This is a genomic window from Acidimicrobiia bacterium (genome assembly GCA_009694375.1).
Lineage (GTDB): Bacteria > Actinomycetota > Acidimicrobiia > Acidimicrobiales > VFJN01 > VFJN01.
This window is the reverse complement of record SHVB01000017.1, coordinates 19199-39437: the sequence shown is the minus strand read 5'-3', so window position 1 is coordinate 39437 and position 20239 is coordinate 19199. Positions and strand designations below refer to the sequence as shown.

At 67.0% G+C, this 20239-nt stretch carries 24 protein-coding genes; 11 read left to right on the top strand and 13 right to left on the bottom strand.

Annotation, left to right across the window (positions count from 1 at the left end):
- Positions 1 to 7: 7 nt before the first annotated feature.
- The gene (locus EXQ71_10310) at positions 8 to 1912 is read left to right on the top strand and encodes an ATP-dependent DNA helicase (protein MSO87895.1); all 1905 of its coding nucleotides are present in this window, start codon (positions 8 to 10) and stop codon (positions 1910 to 1912) included.
- A gap of 27 nt (positions 1913 to 1939) precedes the next feature.
- On the opposite strand, the gene EXQ71_10305 is transcribed toward EXQ71_10310, so the two are convergent.
- From EXQ71_10305 to EXQ71_10290, 4 genes are all read right to left on the bottom strand, one after another.
- Positions 1940 to 2776 (bottom strand): GTPase Era, encoded by an 837-nt coding sequence (locus EXQ71_10305; protein MSO87894.1) that lies wholly within the window; start codon positions 2774 to 2776, stop codon positions 1940 to 1942.
- Positions 2776 to 4059 carry an HlyC/CorC family transporter gene (locus EXQ71_10300; GenBank protein ID MSO87893.1) on the bottom strand — a complete coding sequence of 428 codons (1284 nt, stop codon included), beginning with the start codon at positions 4057 to 4059 and terminating at the stop codon, positions 2776 to 2778. Before EXQ71_10300 ends, EXQ71_10305 begins: the two co-directional genes overlap by 1 nt.
- A 42-nt stretch (positions 4060 to 4101) precedes the next feature.
- On the bottom strand, positions 4102 to 4635 hold the full coding sequence (gene ybeY / locus EXQ71_10295) for an rRNA maturation RNase YbeY (GenBank protein MSO87892.1): 534 nt from the start codon (positions 4633 to 4635) through the stop codon (positions 4102 to 4104).
- 94 nt (positions 4636 to 4729) lie between these two features.
- Positions 4730 to 5644, bottom strand: coding sequence for a PhoH family protein (locus EXQ71_10290; GenBank protein ID MSO87891.1), 915 nt, complete (start codon positions 5642 to 5644; stop codon positions 4730 to 4732).
- A gap of 106 nt (positions 5645 to 5750) precedes the next feature.
- On the opposite strand from EXQ71_10290, the gene EXQ71_10285 reads away from it, so the two are divergent.
- Complete coding sequence (locus tag EXQ71_10285) at positions 5751 to 6338, top strand: hypothetical protein (GenBank protein ID MSO87890.1); 588 nt, start codon at positions 5751 to 5753, stop codon at positions 6336 to 6338.
- Positions 6339 to 6351: 13 nt separating this feature from the next.
- On the opposite strand, the gene EXQ71_10280 is transcribed toward EXQ71_10285, so the two are convergent.
- Positions 6352 to 6585, bottom strand: coding sequence for a DNA-binding protein (locus EXQ71_10280; GenBank protein ID MSO87889.1), 234 nt, complete (start codon positions 6583 to 6585; stop codon positions 6352 to 6354).
- Between the two features lie 86 nt (positions 6586 to 6671).
- On the opposite strand from EXQ71_10280, the gene EXQ71_10275 reads away from it, so the two are divergent.
- Positions 6672 to 7325, top strand: a complete 654-nt coding sequence (locus EXQ71_10275; protein MSO87888.1) for a hypothetical protein — start codon at positions 6672 to 6674, stop codon at positions 7323 to 7325.
- Positions 7325 to 8650, top strand: coding sequence for a hypothetical protein (locus EXQ71_10270; protein ID MSO87887.1), 1326 nt, complete (start codon positions 7325 to 7327; stop codon positions 8648 to 8650). Before EXQ71_10275 ends, EXQ71_10270 begins: the two co-directional genes overlap by 1 nt.
- A gap of 15 nt (positions 8651 to 8665) precedes the next feature.
- Here the strand turns inward: EXQ71_10270 and EXQ71_10265 are convergent, their stop codons facing one another.
- Genes EXQ71_10265 through EXQ71_10255 form a run of 3 tightly spaced genes read right to left on the bottom strand, consistent with a single transcriptional unit; the run spans position 8666 to position 10785 of the window.
- Positions 8666 to 8863, bottom strand: coding sequence for a hypothetical protein (locus tag EXQ71_10265; protein MSO87886.1), 198 nt, complete (start codon positions 8861 to 8863; stop codon positions 8666 to 8668).
- A 27-nt stretch (positions 8864 to 8890) separates the two neighbouring features.
- Complete coding sequence (locus tag EXQ71_10260) at positions 8891 to 9595, bottom strand: LysM domain-containing protein (protein MSO87885.1); 705 nt, start codon at positions 9593 to 9595, stop codon at positions 8891 to 8893.
- Positions 9592 to 10785, bottom strand: coding sequence for a hypothetical protein (locus EXQ71_10255; GenBank protein MSO87884.1), 1194 nt, complete (start codon positions 10783 to 10785; stop codon positions 9592 to 9594). The genes EXQ71_10260 and EXQ71_10255 overlap by 4 nt, the downstream gene beginning before the upstream one ends.
- Positions 10786 to 10947: 162 nt before the next feature.
- Here EXQ71_10255 and EXQ71_10250 point away from each other — a divergent pair, with 162 nt between their 5' ends.
- Genes EXQ71_10250 through EXQ71_10220 form a run of 7 tightly spaced genes read left to right on the top strand, consistent with a single transcriptional unit; the run spans position 10948 to position 15567 of the window.
- Positions 10948 to 12246, top strand: a complete 1299-nt coding sequence (locus EXQ71_10250) for a CpaF family protein (protein ID MSO87883.1) — start codon at positions 10948 to 10950, stop codon at positions 12244 to 12246.
- The gene (locus tag EXQ71_10245) at positions 12243 to 13124 is read left to right on the top strand and encodes a hypothetical protein (GenBank protein MSO87882.1); all 882 of its coding nucleotides are present in this window, start codon (positions 12243 to 12245) and stop codon (positions 13122 to 13124) included. The genes EXQ71_10250 and EXQ71_10245 overlap by 4 nt, the downstream gene beginning before the upstream one ends.
- On the top strand, positions 13117 to 14028 hold the full coding sequence (locus tag EXQ71_10240) for a hypothetical protein (protein ID MSO87881.1): 912 nt from the start codon (positions 13117 to 13119) through the stop codon (positions 14026 to 14028). Before EXQ71_10245 ends, EXQ71_10240 begins: the two co-directional genes overlap by 8 nt.
- A gap of 28 nt (positions 14029 to 14056) precedes the next feature.
- Complete coding sequence (locus tag EXQ71_10235; protein MSO87880.1) at positions 14057 to 14275, top strand: hypothetical protein; 219 nt, start codon at positions 14057 to 14059, stop codon at positions 14273 to 14275.
- A gap of 1 nt (position 14276) precedes the next feature.
- On the top strand, positions 14277 to 14690 hold the full coding sequence (locus EXQ71_10230) for a hypothetical protein (GenBank protein ID MSO87879.1): 414 nt from the start codon (positions 14277 to 14279) through the stop codon (positions 14688 to 14690).
- Positions 14687 to 15148, top strand: coding sequence for a hypothetical protein (locus tag EXQ71_10225; GenBank protein MSO87878.1), 462 nt, complete (start codon positions 14687 to 14689; stop codon positions 15146 to 15148). Before EXQ71_10230 ends, EXQ71_10225 begins: the two co-directional genes overlap by 4 nt.
- On the top strand, positions 15145 to 15567 hold the full coding sequence (locus tag EXQ71_10220; protein ID MSO87877.1) for a hypothetical protein: 423 nt from the start codon (positions 15145 to 15147) through the stop codon (positions 15565 to 15567). The genes EXQ71_10225 and EXQ71_10220 overlap by 4 nt, the downstream gene beginning before the upstream one ends.
- Positions 15568 to 15577: 10 nt before the next feature.
- On the opposite strand, the gene hemW is transcribed toward EXQ71_10220, so the two are convergent.
- The 5 genes from hemW to hrcA form a co-directional block, all read right to left on the bottom strand.
- On the bottom strand, positions 15578 to 16708 hold the full coding sequence (gene hemW, locus EXQ71_10215; GenBank protein ID MSO87876.1) for a radical SAM family heme chaperone HemW: 1131 nt from the start codon (positions 16706 to 16708) through the stop codon (positions 15578 to 15580).
- A complete protein-coding gene (locus EXQ71_10210) occupies positions 16695 to 17255 on the bottom strand; it encodes a transcriptional regulator (GenBank protein ID MSO87875.1) in 561 nt (186 codons plus the stop codon). Before EXQ71_10210 ends, hemW begins: the two co-directional genes overlap by 14 nt.
- A 150-nt stretch (positions 17256 to 17405) precedes the next feature.
- Positions 17406 to 18083, bottom strand: coding sequence for a 16S rRNA (uracil(1498)-N(3))-methyltransferase (locus tag EXQ71_10205; protein MSO87874.1), 678 nt, complete (start codon positions 18081 to 18083; stop codon positions 17406 to 17408).
- A 38-nt stretch (positions 18084 to 18121) separates the two neighbouring features.
- Entirely contained in the window at positions 18122 to 19264 is a 1143-nt protein-coding gene (gene dnaJ, locus EXQ71_10200) for a molecular chaperone DnaJ (GenBank protein MSO87873.1), read from the bottom strand.
- Positions 19233 to 20234, bottom strand: a complete 1002-nt coding sequence (gene hrcA / locus EXQ71_10195; GenBank protein ID MSO87872.1) for a heat-inducible transcription repressor HrcA — start codon at positions 20232 to 20234, stop codon at positions 19233 to 19235. The genes dnaJ and hrcA overlap by 32 nt, the downstream gene beginning before the upstream one ends.
- Positions 20235 to 20239 lie beyond the last annotated feature (5 nt).

Genomic DNA, 20239 nt, shown 5'->3' with positions numbered 1-20239 from the left:
TCGCGGGATGCCCGATGCCGTCGTCGACACCCTCGCTCGGGTAGTGGCGCACTTGCCGGGCGGCGGCGAGGCGCGGGAGGGGCAGCAGGCCATGGCCGCCGCCATCGCGCACGGCATCGCCGCCCGTCAGCATGTTGCGGTCCAGGCGGGCACCGGCACGGGCAAGACACTGGCGTACCTCATACCGGCGATCCTTTCGGGTCGACGCACCGTGGTGGCCACCGCCACCAAGACGTTGCAGGATCAACTGGCTGGCCACGACCTGCCGTTTCTTGAGCAGCACCTGACCCCGTCGTTTGCCTGGGCCGTCCTCAAGGGCCGCTCGAACTACATCTGTCGTCAGCGCCTCGCCGAGTTGGCCGCTGCCCGCCAGGACGGGGCCGAACAGTTGGCCCTCGATGGCGTGGCTGCTCGCGTGCCCGACGTTGACCTCCTGGGTCTGGCCCACTGGGCCGACACCAGCGCCAGCGGCGATCGCGGCGAACTCCCGGTGGAACCGTCCGACGCGGCCTGGGCGGCGGTGAGCGTCAGTGCTCGCGAGTGCCCCGGCGCCGCCAAATGCCCCAATGGCGGCGCGTGTTTCGCCGAAGCCGCCCGAAACCGGGCCCTGGAGGCCGATGTGGTGGTGGTCAATCTCCATCTCTATGGGTTGGACCTCGCCTCCGACGGCGTCATCCTCCCCGAACATGAGTTGGTGATCATCGACGAGGCCCACCAGCTCGAAGACATCGTCTCGACCACCTGCGGAGTGGAACTCACCGCCCACCGGTTTTCCGATTTGGCCCGCCGCACCCGAGGGTTGATCGCCGACGACCAGATCGCCGCCGCCCTCGACGATGCCGGGAGATTGCTCAGTAGCGCCTTGCGCACCCAGCCCAGTCGCCGGTTCTCGAATGGACTACCCGACGACATCGCCGGGGTGATCACGGTGGCCGGAGGCCGGGTGCAGTTGGTGCTCAACGCGGCCAAGGCCGTGCCGGGTGATGTCCCCGAGGAAAGTCGGGCACGCGCGTTACGCGTGGTGCAGGGGGCCACTGCCCTACTCGAGGATCTCCGCCTCATCGAGGCCGTCAACGACAGCCAGGTGGTGTGGGTGGACGGCGGGGAGGCCAACCCCACTCTCCGGGTGGCACCACTCGATGTGGCTCCGCTGTTGCGGACGGCGCTGTGGGATAAACGAACCGCCGTGCTCACCAGCGCCACCCTCCCCGCCCGGCTGCCCGAGCGCCTCGGGGTAGATGCGGTTCAGATTCATGAGTTGGATGTAGGTAGTCCCTTCGATTACGAGACCAGCGCGCTGCTCTATTGCGCCGCCCATCTTCCCGACCCGCGCCAGCCCGCCTATCTCGCCGCCATGGTGGCCGAGCTCGGGGATCTCATCGAAGCGGCCGGCGGTCGCACCCTCGCCCTGTTCACCAGTTTTCGGGTGCTGGAGGAAGCCGTCGCCGCCCTGCGGACCCGCCTGAGCGTGCCGATTCTGTCGCAACGCGATCTACCCAAGGCCCGACTACTCGAAGCCTTTGCGGCGTCGGAGGAAACCTGCCTCTTCGCCACGATGGGCTTCTGGCAGGGGGTAGACGTGCCCGGGGCGTCGCTCAGCCTGGTGGCGATCGACAAGATCCCCTTCCCCCGTCCCGACGAGCCGCTCCTGCAGGCTCGGCGGGAACGGGCCGGCTCCGCCGCTTTCGGAATGATCGACCTCCCGCGTGCCGCCACCTTGCTGGCCCAAGGCACCGGGCGTCTGATCCGTACCGCCACCGACACGGGGGTGGTGGCCGTGCTCGATTCGCGCCTGGCCAAGGCGGGGTACCGGTGGGCGCTGGTGCAGGCCCTCCCTCCCATGCGGCGCACCAAGGACCCCGCCGAAGCCCGGGCGGCACTTCTAGCAATCCGTGACCGCTCTCGGGGCTAACCCCTCGCCGTTATTGGCGAGTCCAGCCTAGTAGCCGAAGCGCTCCATGGCCTTGGGCCGAGACTGCCAGTCCTTGTCCACCTTCACCAGCAACTCGAGGTAGGTGCCCTCGGGGAGTTGCTGGCGCACGGCGATGCCAACCTCCTTGAGCACCTGGCCTTTATGGCCGATCACGATCCCCTTCTGGCTGTTGCGCTCCACCAGGATCTCGCAGCGAATCAGCGGCCAGTCCCATTCCGTGACACGCGCGGCGATGGAGTGCGGGAGTTCATCGTGGGTGCGACGCAGCAACTGCTCTCGCACCAACTCTGCCACCATGAACGCCTCGGGTACGTCCGTCACCATGTCGTCGGGGAAGTATTGGGGTCCGACGGGAAGCCGGGATATGAGGTGATCCACTAGCGCTGTCACCCCATCGCCGGTCTTGGCCGACAGGGGGAAATATTCACTTAGCTTCAGTCCAGCCGCCGCCACTAGCTGATCGGCCACTTCCTTGGGTTTCGCCTTGTCCGCCTTGTTGACGATGCACACCGAGTTCGGGGGGATGAGGTTCGCTACCCATTGGTCGCCGCGCCCGAAGGGCTGGGTGGCGTCGAGCACGAAGCACACCACGTCCACGTCGTTGATCGTTCCTTGCGCGGTGGCGTTGAGGCGAGTGCCGAGTTGGGTGCGGGGTTTGTGGATGCCCGGGGTGTCCACGAACACCACTTGCGCGTCGGGGCGGTTGAGGACTCCGGTGATGCGGGTACGGGTGGTCTGGGGTTTGTCGGACGTGATGGCCACCTTGGTCTTCAGAATCTTGTTGAGCAGCGTGGACTTCCCGACGTTGGGGCGACCCACCAAGGTCACGAATCCGGTGCGCATCACAACTCCGCGGCGGGCGGGGAGGACGAACCATCGACGGGAAGTCGATGGAGGCGCACGCCCCCAATGCGCCGGCCCTGCATTCCCTGCGCGATCAACTGCCATCCCACGACTTCAACCCACTCCCCCTCGTCGGGCACGTGCCCGAGTTTGGACAGGAACAGTCCTCCGAGGGTGTCCCAGTCGCCTTCCGGGAGATGCGCATGGATCAGTTGGTTCACCTCATCGATGGGCATCCGGGCGTTCACTCGAAAGTCACCGCCGGGCAGCGGTTCACTCATGGCGCGTTCCACGTCGAACTCATCCACGATCTCACCCAGGAGTTCTTCGATGATGTCCTCCAGGGTCACCAGCCCTGCCGTGCCGCCGTACTCATCGATCACAATGGCTAGGTGGTAGCGGTCGCGTTGCATTTCGCGCAACAGATCAGCCACACCCTTGGTCTCGGGCACAAAGCGGGCCGGGCGGGCCAACGTGGAGACGGCATTGTGCTCTTTCCCGGCGCGTTCGGCCCGCATCAGATCCTTGGCGTGGGCCACGCCCACTACGTCGTCGATTCCCTCGCCGCAAACCGGGATGCGGCTGTACCCGTTGAGGATCACCACCTCCATCGCGTCGGCCACTCGTACCTCGGCGCTCACCGTGACCATGTCGGTGCGGGGCAACATCACCTCGCGTACCACGGTGTCTCCCAGTGCGATGACCGACTGGATGAAGTCGCGCTCCTCCGCCGCGATCACCAGGCCCTCCACCGCCAGATCCGCCACCGCCAGCAACTCCTCTTCGGAGGTGTACGGCCCAGCTTTGAGACCCTTGCCGGGGAGCAGCACGTTGGTGGCGCCAATAAGCCCGCGCGATAAGAGCCGGAGCGGGGGCCACCCGGCCAAGGCTTTGATGGGGCGGGCGAAGGACAACGCGGCCCGGTCAGTGTGTTGGATGGCCCACGTCTTGGGGGCAACTTCGGCAATCACGAAGAACAGCGTCACGTTCAAGATGGTGGCCAGCAGCACCCCCCATCCGCCGAAGAGCCGACTGGCCAACACCCCCAGCAGGGTGGACTGCACGAGTTGCGTCGAGAGCACCAGTAGCAATGTGGGGTTGAGCCACTCTTGGTTCTCCACCAACGACAGCAGTACCTCTCCACGACGGCCACTGGTCTCGGCCAGGGCGTGGGCGCGGGCCTTCGAGATACGGGTGAGCGCGGTCTCCGCTACCGCCAGCACAATGGAGAACAGAAACAGGGCCACGATCGTCAAGGCGATTGCGGTGTTAGTGGTGTTCATGATGGCTTTCGCGCCCGGCGGCCAACGGATTCATCAAGCCCCTCATCGTCGGTGGTGGAATCGTTCCAGGAGATCTTGCTCGCGGACCTGCATCACGGTGGCTTCCTCGGGGTCGGCGTGGTCCATTCCCAGCACGTGCAAGACGCCGTGCACCACCAGGAGCGCGATCTCGTCGTCGTAGGTGCTGGCGTGCGACGGTGCCTGTCGAGCCGCCACGGCAGGGCACACGATCACGTCGCCGAGCAGCATGGGTAGTTCGCTGACCGGCGGCGGATCGCGATCGGGGCCGGTGCTGCCGGCGTCGGGCCAGCGGCCGGCATCAGTGGGGTCATCGAGCGGGAAGGCCAATACATCAGTGGGGCCTGCGACGTCCATGAACCGTTTGTTGAGATCCCCCATCACCTCCTCGGAGACAAAGGCGAGAGAGAGTTCGGCCTCGCCCCGCACCCCAGCATCAGCCAACACATCGGCGGCGAGGTCGACCCAGCGGGCGAGTTCCACGGGCTGGTCGGTCTGCTCGTCCACGCCGAATACCTCCACTTCCCCATCTTGGGGCGGGCGGGGTTTGCGGGCCATCAGCGGCAAGGGCGGGAGTTCGTCGGCCTCCACACCATCGGGGAGGTCGCGGGGATCGGGGCGGTCGGGCCCATCGGGGTCAGGGGCAGGCATGTCAGGGCCTCGTCGGCGGAGTGGCGCGCTCGTAGGCGTTCACGATGTCCTGCACGATGCGATGGCGCACCACATCGGCGCTGGTGAGGTGCACCCAACCAAGACCGTCGATGCCGGTGAGTATCTTCTCCAGGCCCCCCAGCCCGCTGCGTCCGCTGTCCACATCAACCTGGGTGGTGTCGCCAGTGATCACGGCTTTCGATCCGAAGCCGATGCGGGTGAGAAACATCTTCATCTGTTCCGGGGTGGTGTTCTGCGCTTCATCCAGGATGATGAAAGATCCGTTGAGGGTGCGGCCGCGCATGAAGGCGAGCGGGGCCACTTCCACCGCACCGCGCTCGAGGAGTTTGCCGGCTGTCTCCAAGCCCACCATGTCGTGCAGGGCATCCCAGAGGGGCCGCAGGTATGGATCGACCTTGGCCATCAAGTCGCCGGGGAGAAAGCCCAGCCGCTCTCCCGCTTCCACGGCCGGCCGGGTGAGAATGATGCGTTCCACTTCCTTTGCCTGCAGTGCTTGCACCGCCATGGCCACGGCCAGCCAACTCTTTCCCGTACCAGCCGGGCCCAGACCGAAGGTGATCACGTTTTGCGCGATGGCGTCTACGTATCGCTTCTGCCCGCTCGACTTCGGCCGCACCGGTCGCCCCCGGGGCGGCCGGAGCACCTCGGTGCTGAGCACCTCGGCGGGGCGTTGGTTTTGCCGCACCATGTCCACGCTACGGCGCACCAGGCCGGGGTCGAGGCGCTGGCCCTGTTCCACCAGCACGATGAGGTCTTCGAGTAGCCGACCCACCTGCTCCACGGTGTCGTCTCCTTCGAGGGCGATCTCGTTTCCCCGCACATGGATGATGACGGCCGGGAAGGCAGCCTCCACCGATCGCAACACTTCGTCGCGCTCTCCAAGCAGAAGGGGCATGAGATGGTTGCTGGGAACGGAGATCTTGATCTGGGTGCTGGACACGACATCTCCCAGGCTAGTGCTCTCGGCGCCATCCGCCTTCGGGGGTGCTTACGATCATGCCGTGGATCAAGACGGCGACGATCTTCCTCCCGGGGGTAACGGGGGGGACAACGGGGTGCCCTTTGCCCAGCGGCTGGAGGCCTGGGTGGCCGATGCCCGCATCGATGGGGCCGCCGAGCAGCGATCCCGGGAACGTTGGTTGCGTTCGGCGGCGGAGCAGGACGCCACGTTCGGGGGCGTGCTGGCTGATCTGGCCGAGCGGGGCGAATCGGTCACGGTGCAGGTGGAAACCGGGCGACGTCATCATGGTGTCATCGGGGTGATTGGGGTCGACTTTTTTGCCCTCCGCACGATGGCGGGGCGCGAGTTGCTCATGGCGCGGCGCGCCGTATCGGGGTTGCGGGCCAACCCCCGCGAGGTGGCGATCGGGGCGCGCCCGTTGACCACCGACCTACGCCTGGCTGATGTGCTGAGCCAGTTGGCCGCCGATCGGGCTCGCGTGGTCATCGTGACCTCCGGGGCCGAGGGCATCACCGCCGGGGAACTGCGAGGCGTCGGTATCGATGTGGCGACCGTGCGCACCGAGGGAGATCCTCCGGGCCTGGTCTATGTGCCGCTCGATTCCATCAGCGAGGTGGGCCTGGGCTGAACCCGGCGGCGGCTTAGGACGATGCGGGACGGGTATCGGGATAGAGGTGATCGAGGGTCCCGGGCTCAATGCGGGATCCGTCGATGAAAGCGTCGACATCGGTGGCTTTGAGGCGGATCACCCGTCCCATGCGATAGGCGGGCAGGTCGCCCTGATCGACGAAGCGGTAGAGGGTTCGGGTGGTGATCCCCAGACGCCGTGCCGCTTCCTGGGTGGATAGCCAGTGGATCTCGCTGGGGGATACCATCTTCCCAGGTTAGCCCCGTCTGCTTCATGTAGTCTGATGGTTCTTCAAGTCGGCCTGGGCGCAGCGTCGATGGGAAGGGCGGAATCATGGAGCAGCAGATTGACCGGCGACGCCGCCTCCCGGGCGGTCGGGCGGTGGTGGGGGGCCTCCTGATGGCGGTAGCGGCCCTGGGGGTGTTCGTGGCCTATTCACACGCCTCCGCACGCCCCACCGAGCCCGTCGTGGTGGCGAGCACCCAACTCCTGGTGGGTGAGACAATCACGGCGGAGGATGTTCACCTCGTGGAGGCCGATCTCCCCGCCGAGGTAGCCACCAGCACCTTCGGTACGGCCGAGGATGTGATCGGACGGATAGCCCTCGGACCCGTCGGCGAGGGCGAAATCGTGCAAGCGGGCCTGGTCACCAACGATGTGAGCGGCGGGGCCCGCCATGAGGTGGCCGTTACCTTGCCGCGGGCCCAGATGGCGGTGGGACGCCTGAAACAGGGCGAACGAGTGGATCTGTTCGTCACCTACAACGACGCCACCGAGTTGGTGGTGCGTTCCGCCGAGGTGGTCCAAATCGGCTCGTCCGCGGATGGGTCGATCACGAGTGACCGGGAGGTGGAACTGGTGGTAGCGGTGCCCTCCGGTGATGCCGTGACGGCCCTGGTGGATGCGCTGCGCACCGGCGATGTGACGGTGGTGCGATCCACCTTTGGGGCCGACGGCCCTAGTGCGAGCGAACCCGCCGGCCCCTGATGAACGCCGAGCGATTCGTGGTCCTCGGGACCGCTCAGGTCCGTAGCCCCTGGTTCCGAGAGGTTGCTCGGTGGGCCAACTCGGCGATGCTCCCGGTGGAGTTCGTGAAGACCATGTCGATCGAGGAGGCCCGGGTTCGCCTTCGATCGGGTCGTGGCTTCTCTGCGTTGCTCATCGACGACTCCCTCGCCGGTCTCGACCGTGATTTGGTACAGATCGCTCGCGACGCCGGTTGCGCGGTCATTGTGATCGACAACGGTCGAGCGGCGCGACAGTGGGCCGAGTTGGGGGTAGCGGCGGTGCTGCCCGCAGGGTTCAGTCGCTCCGACCTCCAGCAGATCCTCACCCAGGTAGCCACTCCTGTCCCGCTCGGCCAGGCCACCGACCTTCCCACCCCGGGGGCGGGGGAAGTACCGGGCTATCGCGGGGCGCTGGTGGCGGTCACCGGGGCGGGCGGGGTGGGGCGTTCCACCGTGGCGATGGCCGTGGCGCAGGGATTGGCGGCCGACCCCCGCTACCTCGACAACGTGTGCCTGGCTGATCTGGCCCTCACCGCCGAGTTGGCCATGCTGCATGGGACCCACGACGTGGTGCCCGGGGTGGTGGAACTGGCCGAAGCCCACCGCAGCGGAACCCCATCGATCGACGCCGTCCGAGCCCTCACCTGGAGGGTGAACGAACGCGGCTATCACCTGCTCCTCGGCCTGCGTCAGCACCGGGATTGGACAGCGGTGCGCCCCCGGGCGTTCTCGGCGGGTCTTGACGGCCTTCGTCGTAGTTTCCGTGTTGTGGTGGCTGATGTGGATGCCGACGTGGAGGGCGAAAGAGCGTCGGGCTCGCTGGATGTGGAGGAACGCAACACCATGGCGCGGACCTCCAGCGCGGCCGCCGGGTTGATCATCGTGGTGGGCCAGCCGGGCATGAAGGGGATGCATGGTCTACTGCGGACCGTCCGGGATCTCCTCGCCTACGGCATCGAGGGAAGCCGGCTGCTCCCCCTGGTGAACCGATCCCCGCGCGGGGGACGGGCCCGGGCTGCCCTCACCGCCACCTTCGGCGAACTGTTGGGCCCTCAGGCCGACCACGGCGTCCCCAGCCCGGTATTTCTCCCCGAGCGCCGCTACCTCGATGATCTCCTGCGCGACGGCGCCCGTCTCCCTGATGGATGGGTGCATCCCCTCGCCACCACGGTGGGCCGGTTGCTCGATGCCCACGACCACGGTGCTCGGATCCCCCTCGAGGTGCCGGAGATGGTCCCGGTCCGCCCGGGTTCGCTCGGCTCCTGGACCCCCGATGAACCCGACGACAACGAGCCCTATCAGTGATGCCTGGGCCCCATGTCAGAGGGCGTCGAGAATGAGGCGCCATGAGGCCAGGCCATGGGCACACCATCCGTGGGGGACGACCTGACATTCGTCGGGGGCTCGGCACATCCCGTCGGCTAGCCATTCCTGCAGGGTGCCCTCGTCGGGGGGTGCCCACCCGCTGTGGTGCTCGAACCATTGGTGGGCATTCGCCACGGCCTCGGCAGGGGTCACAGCCCGATCATGGCCGATTCGGCGTGCTCAGGGCGGGGTGGGCGGCAGGATGAGCACCTGACCGGCGTAGATGAGATCAGCGTTCGAGGGGTCCACGAGGCGAGTGCGGTTCAGCGCCACCAGGCGATCCCAGTAGGCGAGCACTGTCTGATCGCTGGGAGGCGGGCCGTTCACCTCGGTCAGTCGCTGGGCGGCTATCGACCAGAAGCTCTCACCGCGCACCACGGTGTGGGCAACCGGCGATGGGATCGTGGGTTCAGTGCGGGCGGGAACGGCGGAGGCGGAGGGTGCCAACGGAGGGGGGTCCGGGGTCAGCGTGGTGGTCGTCGTTGTTGCCGCCAGTGACGACGGGTGCATCGTGGCGGTTCCGGGGGCATCGCCGGCCCCGGCCAGCATGGGGGTGGTGGCCAGTACGGCCGCCGAGAGCGACACACTAGCGATGCCGCGGAGGACGGCCGGGGTGATGCGATCGGCCAGGGGGCGCAGGCCCGTGGCCCCCGGGAGCGAGGCGATGAGTTGAAGGACGCAGGCCGCCAACAGCCATCCCGCGACCGCCATGGCCACCCAACGCAACGCCGTCACCGTCGCCACGGTGGTGCCCACGGTCTCGTACCAGCGGTCTACGTCGGGCCAAGACCCCGAAGCGGGCAAGGGGCCGGCCGGATCGAGCCACCCCAGCGCCACGAGTGAGCCTGTCGCCACGGGGACGCCCCGGCAGGCCGGGCGCATCATGAGTGGGCCCGCACGATCTCCACCACTGAATCGGCGGTGCGCACCGACAGTCCGCTACACGCCCCCGCCGGAGCATCCGCCACCAACCGCTGCGCACCCACCACCGTGGCGTTGGGCCCGATCACCACATCGGCAGCCAGATTCCACCTAGTAAAGACGAAGACCTCTCCGGTACGTGGTCGCAAGAGGGCGGGGGTGGGTTGACCATCGCAGTCCCAGTCTCGGACCACGATCTCGTCACCGGGCTGGCCCACCTCGAACCGCTCGTCGCCCACCGTGATGATCTGGCCGTTGACCGCCGCCGCTTGTTGGCATCCATCGCCCTTGAGGTCCACGCCACCGACGGCCTCGCAGGGGTTGGAGGCGGTGACGGATGGGGGCAGCGGGGTCGTGGCGGTGATCACCGGCGGGGGGTCGGCCTCCACTCCGGTACGGCTGATGGCGACGGCGAGGGCCACGGCCCCCACCGCTGCGAGTGCGACCGATACCACTCCGGTGGCAGGTCGCCCCTTCGACGGCGGCCGGCGGTGCTGGCCGACGCGCTCGGAACGGGGCCGGTCGGCCCCGAGTGATGCCGATGGGATGGCTTCGCTGATGGCGGCGGCGAGGCGACGGGCACTCGGGCGGCGGGTGGCTGGTTCAGTGCCTGCCTGATCGGCCAGGGTGAGCAGGGCGCGGCGTTCCCAGCCGGTCCAGCGGTGGTCGCGTCCCCATCGTCGGAGAGGAAAGGGCTCTGCCTCGGTTTCCGTGCCCAGCAGCGATGTCATGATGCGGCCGATGGCGGCGACGTCGTCGGCGGCCGGGCCCGGATCCGCGGTTGCATCAGCGGCGAAGCCACAGAGCACCGGTCGGCATTGTGTCCCCACCAGCACATGGGATGCATCGATCCGGCCGTGGGTGATTCCGGCGGCGTGGAGGTCGGCGATGGTGGTAGCCAACCCCACGGCCAATGCGGCCACCTGCCCCACCGAAAGGGCCCCCACCAACTCGAGGGGACGTCCAGCATGAACCGTCTGCTGCTCCCACCCCGTGGGCGTCGGCCGCGATGAGAGCAGTTGCACCACTCCGGGATGGCTGGCCTGTTGGAGTCGGACGCCCTCGGCTCGTAGACGGTCCACCTCGGCGCCCTCGGCTCGTTTCACCACCACCGGGGGGCCGGCCCCACTCACCACTTCCACGGAAATCTGCATCACTTGTAATATAACCAGTTATACTGAAACGTGTCGAAAAACACTGACGGATCGGCGGCACCACCCCCCACCCCACCCCCATCACCCTTGCGTGGGCCCCGAAGGCATGCTTGCATCGGACCCGAGGAGCGCTGGCGGAGCACTCCAAGGCGGCGGCCAACGGTGGAATCTGACCCCGGCCCCCTCGAAGCAATCGAGCGGGCCGTCCAGGAACAAGCCAAAGACATCTCCCTCGAGATGACCACCCCCACTGGCCACACCAAACTCCAAGACCTCATCGATAGCGAAATCACCCGCTGGTCCCTCGACCACCGACGCGGCCTCCGCCCCTACGACCTCAACAACCCCCTCGCCATCGCCGACCGCGCCTTCCGGAATCTCGCTGGCTACGGCCCCCTCGGCCCCCTTCTCGACGACGACGACGTCTGGGAAATCATGGTCAACGCCCCCGATTCAATTTTCGTGAAACGCCACCGAGGCCCCTCCGGCTACCACGACGAGGCGTTCCACGACGACGACCACGTCATCCGCACACTCACCAAAATCCTCGACGACGCCTCCACCTCCCACCGCAAACTCGACCCCGCCGAAGGCCTCCAAGACGCCCAACTCGACGACGGCGCCCGCCTCCACATCGTGCACGGCGACATCAGCCGAGGCGGCCACATCATGGTCAACATCCGCAAATTCACCGGCGTCGCCTACCGCCAACTCCACCAACTCGTCGAACGCTCCATGCTCACCACCCAAGCAGCCAACTTCCTCACCGCCTGCGTAAACGCACAACTCACCATCGTGATCGCCGGCGCCCCCGGATCAGGCAAAACCACCCTCATGTCATGCTGCGCCGCCGAACTAGACCCCTCCCTACGCGTCGTTATCGCCGAAGAAGTCTTCGAAGCCGACGTCCCGCTGCCGAACGTGGCCAGCATGCAAACCCGGGCCGGTCGACCCGACCGACCGGCCGTTGACCTGCGCCGTCTGGTGGCCGGGTTTCTGCGCATGGCCCCCGATGTGGCCATCGTGGGCGAGGTTCGAGACCGCGAAGCGCTGCCGCTTCTGCTCACGTTGTCGTCGGGGGTGAAGGGCTTCACCACCATCCATGCCGGTTCGGCCCGCCAGGCCCTCACCCGGCTCCGATTCATTTGCCAGTTGTCGGACTCCTCCAGCGAACTCCCCCTCACCGCTCTCAACACCCTGGTCAGCGAGAGCATCGATGTTGTCGTGCATTGTGGACGGGGCGCCGACGGACCCCGAGTGACCGAAATCATCGCTGTAGAGGACCTCGCCGGCGGACCGGAAGCGGCCCAGTTCACCGTGACCCAGGTGTTTGATCGGCCCGGCACGGGCCAGGAACTCCACTGGTCAGGCAATGTTCCCGTCCGTATCGCACGGGCCCTGGCCGAAAGCGGCGCCGACCTCCATTCCCTTCTGCAGGGACGCCCCGGAGTGTCCCCATGATCGCGGTGGTGCTGGCTACCGCGGCGGCGGCTGGCACCTATTTCCTCTTCACGGCGGCGGTGCTGGGCTGGCGCGACCTGCGCTGGCCGCGCCCTTCGGCAACCTCCCGGCACCAGGCCCGCCGCCGAGACTGGCTCGTGCAAGCCGGCCTCGCCGACATCCCGATGCGAGAACTGGCGGCGGTGATGGCGACCCTGGGTGCGCTCGGGGCCTTCGGCGCCTTCGTCGTGTTTGGGGGCATTCTCCCGGCCCTGGTAACCGGCGCGTTCGCGGCGTCTTTCCCGATTGCGTCCTACCGGGCGCGCCGCGTGAATCGACGGGCCGCCGCCATGGACGCCTGGCCGCGGCTCCTGGAGGAACTTCGGATCATGACCTCGGCCCTCGGTCGTTCCATCCCGCAATCCCTTTTCGAAGTGGGGCGACGCGCACCCCCGGACATGCAGCCCGCCTTCGCCGCCGCCCAACGCGAATGGCTCCTCTCCACCGACTTCCCCCGCACGCTGGTGGTGCTCAAGGCTGGCCTAGCTGATCCCACCGCCGACGCCGTATGCGAAACCCTCCTGGTGGCCCATGAGGTTGGCGGCACCGACCTCGACCGCCGCCTCGACGCGCTGATCGATGACCGCATCCAGGATTCTCAGGGCCGGAAGGACGCGGCCGCCAAGCAAGCCGGGGCGCGCTTCGCCCGGTTCTTCGTCTTGATCGTGCCGGCCGGAATGGCCCTCGCGGGCATGTCCGTGGGCACCGGCCGCCAGGCGTACGAAACCCCCACCGGGCAAGTCCTCGTGGTCGTGTCCCTGGTTCTCGTGGTGGCGTGTTGGATCTGGGCCGGCCGCATCATGATGCTCCCCCAAGAGGAACGGGTCTTCGATGTCTAGGACCCTGGCCCTCTCGGCGCTCCTCCTAGCTGTCGGCACCACCCTCGTGCTCTCCGAAATTCGGTGGTTCAGCCGCGAACCCCTCGCGGCGAGGCTTCGCCCCTACGGCCCCACCCGAGCCGGTAGTAACAACAGCAGTGGCGGCATCCTTTCGGTGGAGTCCTTCCGAGAGGTGATCGGCCCATTGGCCCGCCATCTCGGGGAGCGGATGGCCCGGCTTTTGGGTATCCGAGAGGAAGTGGCGGTGCGCCTCCAACGCATCCACTCCCCCGTCGACCCAACCGACTTTCGCGTCCATCAACTGGGACGGGCGGCCAGTGGCCTGGCGCTCGGCCTCCTACTCGCCGCCGCCACCCGCCCCCCTTTGGCCGTGGCCATGCTGTTGGTGCTCGGTGGGCCCGCCCTGGGCTTCCTGCTGGTTGAACAGCAACTCGCCCACCAATCCGAACAGTGGAAGCGACGGATCTTCCTCGAGCTGCCCGTGGTGAGCGAACAACTCGGCATGCTGTTGGGGGCCGGATTCTCCCTCACCGCTGCCCTCAACCGGATCGCCCAGCGGGGCACCGGTGCCTGCATGCAAGACCTCGCTATCGCGTGTGGACGGATCCGCCAGGGCCTCTCCGAAGTGGAAGCACTCAAGGAATGGGCGACTCTCGCCGATGTCGACGCCCTCGATCGGCTCGTGGCGGTGCTGGCCCTCAACCGCGAGGCCGGCGACTTGGGCCGCCTGGTCGGCAACGAAGCCCGCGCCATCCGTCGCGATGGGCAACGGGAACTCATGGAGCAGATCGAACGCCGATCACAACAGGTCTGGATCCCCGTCACCGTCGCCACGCTGGTGCCCGGTGCAGTGCTCCTCGCCGTCCCCTTCATCGAGGCGCTGCGCCTCTTTTCAACCACATGACCACTAAGGCATCCAACCAAGGAGATCCATGTCCGTGACCCCGTACGACCGCTATGTCCGCCTCATCACCTGGTGGGCCGACACCGCTCCGCCACCGCGCGACGACCGGGGGGAAGGAGTGATCTCAGCGGCGATCGCCGTGCTGATTATGGCGGGCATCGGCGCGTTGATGTGGGTTGGCTTCAAGACGATTTGGGAAGACACCGAGTCCAATACCCGAGACAAGGTCACTGAGATCGGTCAGTGAGTTGAGTACCCACCGCCCCGGGGACGACGGTGGCGCGGGCCTACTGTCCACCGCCGCCGGCGTGGTGGTGTTCCTGGTCTTCTTGCTCTTCGCGGTGCAGTTGCTCTTCGGCCTCTACGCCTCCTCCACCGTCACAGCGGTGACCAACGACGCCGCTCACCGAGCGGCCGAGGGCGGAGCCCCGTCTTGGTCGCTGATCGAGGCCGATGCCCGTCGCAACCTCGGTGAGATCGGCGATGCCGCCGAGTTCGAATGGAGTGAACACGACAGCGACGGAGACGGTGCGGTCGACACCGTTGTGCTGCTCGTGGTGGCCTCTCCTCCCCGCTTCATTCCCCCCTCCATCGGCGGTGCTCTCGGCCTTGACGAAGTTCGTCGAACCGTCCGCGTGCGCATAGAGGCGTTCCAGCCGTGAGGCCGTCTCCCCTCCGGGGTGATGCCGGCCAGGTGGGGGGCATCGAGGCCCTCTCGTTCGGCCTACTGATCTTCGTGATCGGCACCCTGCTGATCGCCAATGCCTGGGCGGTTGTCGACGCCAAGTTCGCCACCGATGCTGCCGCTCGGGAGGCCACCCGGACCTTCGTGGAATCCGACGACCCTGCCACGGCCACCGGTGCCGCCATCGCCGCTGGAAACGCCGTGATCGAGGGCCACGGACGCGATCCTCACCGGGCCCTCATCGCGCCGGTGGGCCCCGCCCAACTCCAACGATGCGCCCGCGTCGCCTTCGAAGCGGTGTACGAAGTGCCGGCGCTCTCCTTGCCGTTCATCGGCGGGTACGGCAAGGCCCCGTTCCGGGTGCGTTCCACCCACCGGGAACTCGTAGACCCCTTCCGATCCGGGCTCACCGGCGACGCCGAGGACTGTCTGTGAGGCGTCACGACCGCGCGTCGGTGCTCATGCTCATGCCCGCCGGAGTGCTCATCGTGATTCTCCTCGGGGCCATCGCTTTCGACTTGTCCGTGGTCTTTCTCCGTCAACGCCAGACCAGTTCCGCCGCCGGCGACGCCGCTAATGACCTGGCCGCACTGGCGGTGGACGAAGCCGAGTTCCGAGCCACGGGCACCTTTCAACTGAACCCCCGCCGGGCCGAGGAGATCGGCCGTCGCCTACTGGCCGAAAGCGACGTTGCCAAACAGATCATCCGTGTCGATGTGCGAGTCCCCTACCCCGACACCGTGCAAGTAACCGTGGCGGTGCGGGTGGACTACATCTTCGCCAAGGCCATCCCTGGCGCCCACCACCACACCGAGGTGCACGCCACCGCCACCGCGATCACCACCAGTGGCTAAGCACCACGGTTCACACCACCAAACGAAGCGCCACCTCGTTGGCCAACAGGCGCCCCGGCACCGTCAACACCACCCGCTCAGGCTCACTGGGGTGAGGTTCCACTAGGCCCGCGAGTTCTTCTGGCACCAACCCGAGCGCTCCTGCCGGAACGCCGTGGCGCGTCCGCAACGACAACTGCAACGCCTCCAGAGCCCGATCGGGCGGATCCAGGCGCTCATCGGCGGCTTCCACCGTTGCTCCATCGCGCACCGCTTCGAGGTAGCGGTCTGGTGTGCGAAGGTTCCAGAAGCGACGGCCCTGGCGGTGGGAGTGCGAGGCGCACCCGATCCCCTGATACTCGCCCATCGTCCAGTACAACAGGTTGTGGCGACACTCATGCCCCGGCCGGGCCCAGTTACTGATCTCGTACCAATCCAGCCCGGCCGCCCCCAGTTGTTCGGTGGCCGCCAAGTACTTGTCGGCCTGATCGTCGTCGTCGGGGTGCCGGGCCGGATCGGCGGCAAGGGCGGTCCCCGCTTCCACAGTGAGCGCATAGGCGGAAACATGCGGCGGCTCCAGCGCCACCACATCGGCCAAGGTCTGGCACCAGTCGGCCATGGTCTCCCCCGCCCCGCCGTAGATCACATCCAGGTTGAAGGTTTCGAAGCCCGACGCTCGCGCCAAGGCCACTGATCGCTCCACGTTGGCCCGGTCGTGGGTGCGGCCAAGCGCCGCCAGTACGTGCGGCGAAGTGGATTGGACACCAAACGACAGTCGGTTCACCCCACCCGCCCGGTAGGTGTCGAGCAATTCGGCGGTCACCGTGTCGGGATTGCACTCCACGGTCACCTCGGCCTCGGCGGTACGCGGCACACGCTTGAGCACGGCAACGAGGTCGGCGGCGGGAACCATCGACGGTGTGCCACCGCCCACAAAGATAGATGTGGCCGCCGGCATACCCGCCGCCACCAGTTGGTCGGCATCCAAGCGACAGGCCTCCAAGTAGGCCTCGGTGAGGTGGTGTCGGTCGGTCCAGGTGGCAAAAGAGCAGTAGTCGCAGCGTGCCGCGCAAAACGGAATGTGGAGGTACACACCGAACGGCGTCGGAGGGATCGCCGTCACCGGCCCATCATGGCCACTACCGGAATCAGGCCGGTGCAGGGGCGGAGACCACGCCGAGACCCTCGAGGCGAGAGACTACGGCGTCGGGAATCACGTCCAGGATGCAGGCGACGGCGCGAAGATCATCACGGCGCACCGTGATGACCCGACCGTTGTAATCGCCTCGCTGTACCTGGATCATCCGCAGGAATCGAATCAGCATGGCGGCATCGGGCCCCTCGATACCCGCAATGGCGCCGAGATCAATCTTCGCCACCCGTTCCACCGCGGGCACTACCTCGGCGGTGAGATCGATAAAAACAGGCGCATCACCGGGTCGGCTACCGAAGTCGGGGCCGGCATCGCCGGGGAGCAGCTGATCTACCGGCACGTGGTAGTAGCGCGCCAGCCGCTGAAGCCGGATCACCGAAATAGCCCGCTCGCCGCGCTCGTAGGCCCCGAGCACCGAAGCCTTGAATTCATGACCCGATGCCGTGTCCACTTCCTGGAGCGACAGGCTCTTCTGACGCCGGATACTCCGCAGACGCTCCCCCACCAGTGCAGCGTAGGCCCCCGCTTCGGAAGTCTCGCTCAATGCCTCACTCATTTGATCCCTACCTCCCACAAATTCCCGCCACGGAGCACCTCCGCACCCGCCACATTACCACCCAGAGCACTAAGACCAAGCCATGCTCCCCACCCAAGGTGACCTTATCCTACTGGTGGGACGATAACAACACTTAGGGTGAACTCCCCGCTACGGATTGCGGAAAGGGGCGACGGTTCCGTCGCGCAAGGACGCCAGCAGCACCGCCGCGGTCCATGCGGCGGTCTCCGCCCGCAACACATGAGGGCCCAGACCCACTCGATCCCCCGCCACCGCGCCCTCCGACACGGACCATCCCCCCTCGGGGCCCACCAGCACAAAAGGCACCTGCAGGCTCAGTGGCGCCCCGCCGCGCTCGGCCATGGTGGCCCCCGCCGCCACCAATGAAGCCACCTCGGCCACATCGGCAACCTCCGGCAGACGGGGCCGGTGACATTGTCGGGCCGCGGCTCGGGCCACCAGGCGTAGCCGGTCCACCGCCTTGGCGGCTTTGGCCGCATCCCACCGCACCACGGACCGTTCGGCACGAAACGGCACGATCCGGTCGATACCCAACTCGGTGAGCTTCTGCACGATCAGTTCGGGCTTGTCGCCCTTCACCAACGCAAACCCCACCGCCAGCGGCGGGTTGGCCAGCGGCAGTTCACACACCGGACCAAACTCGCGCAGCGCCCCCGCCTCTGCCGGATCAAGCCGCGCCGTTCGCCATCTACCTTCCCCGTCGGCCACCGTCAGCTGATCCCCGGCCCGCTGGCGAAGCACTCGAAGGAGGTGATGGAGGTCTTCCTCGGAGAGCGCCGGCCCGTGGAGATCCGCCACAAAAGCCATCGGCCCAGGGTGATCGGCAGGGTGGCCGATGGCGAGGGTCACCGAAAGGCGGAACGAATGCGCGATAGCAAGCCCGCGTCGGCGGGCGCCACCTCGTCGCCGCGTTGCTCGGCATAGGCACGCAGCAAGTCTTCCTGCTCCGGGGTGAGGTCGGTGGGGACTGACACGCTCGTCTTCACGATGAGATCGCCGCGTTGTCGCCGATCAAGGTGCGGCACACCGCGACCACGCAGGCGAAACTCGCGTCCGTTGGCGGTGCCTCGAGGCACCACGAGATCCTCGGCGCCATCAAGGGTGGCGAACTCGATATGCACACCGAGTGCGGCCTGCGTGAAGGTAATGGGTAGTTCGACGTGAAGATCAAAGCCCTCCCGCTGGAAACGCTCATGGGCGGCGGCGCGCACATGCACATAAAGATCACCAGCACCGCCGCCGCGCTGACCCACCGCACCCCGTCCGGTGAGGCGAAGGGTGCTGCCGGTATCCACCCCGGCCGGAATGTCCACCGTGTAGGTGCGCTCCTCGATGGTGCGCCCCTCACCACGGCACGCGCTGCAGGGGTCGCTGATCACCTGGCCCTGCCCACTGCAACGAGGGCACACCGAGTTGGTAACCATCTGACCGAGAAAACTCTGCCGCACGCGCTGTACCTGCCCCACCCCGGCGCACTCGAGACAGGTGATCGGTGAAGTGCCGGGCTTGGCGCCAGTGGCCCCACACGGCTCGCAGGCGATGGCCGTGCGCACATCAACCGGGTGCTGGGTGCCAAACACCGCTTCGACGAAGGTGAGCTCGGCTACCACCTCGAGGTCGGTACCCCGGGGCGGGCCGCTCGGGCCGCGGGCACGGCCACCCCCACCGAAGGGACTGTTCCCCCCGAAGAACGCATCAAAGATGTCGTTGACACCACCACCCGCGGACCCACCGCCGGGCCCGCTGTCGGGGCCGTACCGGTCGTAGTGCTGGCGCTTCTGCGGGTCCGACAGCACCTCATAGGCCAGGGCCACTTCCTTGAAGCGAGTCTCAGCACTCGGATCGGAGTTGGTGTCGGGGTGGAGTTCACGGGCCCGTCGGCGATAGGCGCGCTTGATCTCCTCGACGCTGGCATCAGCACCTACCCCAAGCAGGGCGTAGTAATCCTCGGCCACGTCAGCCCTCCGTGAGGCGTTGCGATAGACGATGGCTCACCACGGCAACCGCCGCCATGGCCTGGGGATAATCCATACGGGTGGGGCCGAGCACCCCAATAGTGCCGGCCTCTTCGCCATCCATCCGATACGGCGCCACGATCAGTGCACACTCGGCCAACGGCGCCATCCCCGTCTCCGTTCCAATGGCCACCTGCAGGCCGCGGTCGAGCACATCCCGAAGGAGGGTAACCACCACATACTGCTGCTCCAGGATGCCCAGCACTTCCCGCACTGTCTCGATGGCATCAAAAGCATGCGCGACCTGGGAGGTGCCGCCCACAAAGACCTGGTCGAGTTCGTCGCCACTGTCGCGGCGCAGTGAACCCAGGGCCAGTGTGCACAACGCATCGGTGGCGGCATCGCCGGTGGCCGGTGGCGCGCTGAGAGCATGGCGTCCCATACCGGTGAGGTGAGCGGCGAGGTGCACCGTGGCCGCCCCAATCCGCTCCTCCCCGATCGGCTCCGCTAGTTCGACAGTGTGTTTCTCCACCGCCCCGTTCGACATCACCGCCACCACCAGGGCCGTGGTGGTGGTGATGCTCACCACCTGCACCGAACGCACTGTGGTCTCGGTGGGCGTGGGGGCCACCACCACGCCGGCATAGTTCGTAAGATCACTCAGCAGACGCGATGTGTCTTGGAGCATCTGCTCGAGTTCACCGTGGGCGTGGTCGAAGAACGACCGCACCTGCACCGCCTCGGAACCGCGCAGGGGGGCCGGTTGTCCGAGATGGTCCACAAAGAAGCGATAGCCCTTTTCGGTGGGGACCCGCCCGGCGCTGGTGTGTGGCTGACGGAGGTAGCCCTCTTGCTCCAACGTGGCCATGTCGTGGCGAACCGTGGCCGATGACACCTGCACGCCAGAGGACTTCACGACATGCGCGGACCCCACCGGCAGAGCGGTGTCAATGTACTCCTCCACTACGGCCCGGAGGATGGCGGCCTTGCGTTCGTCGAGCATCGGGT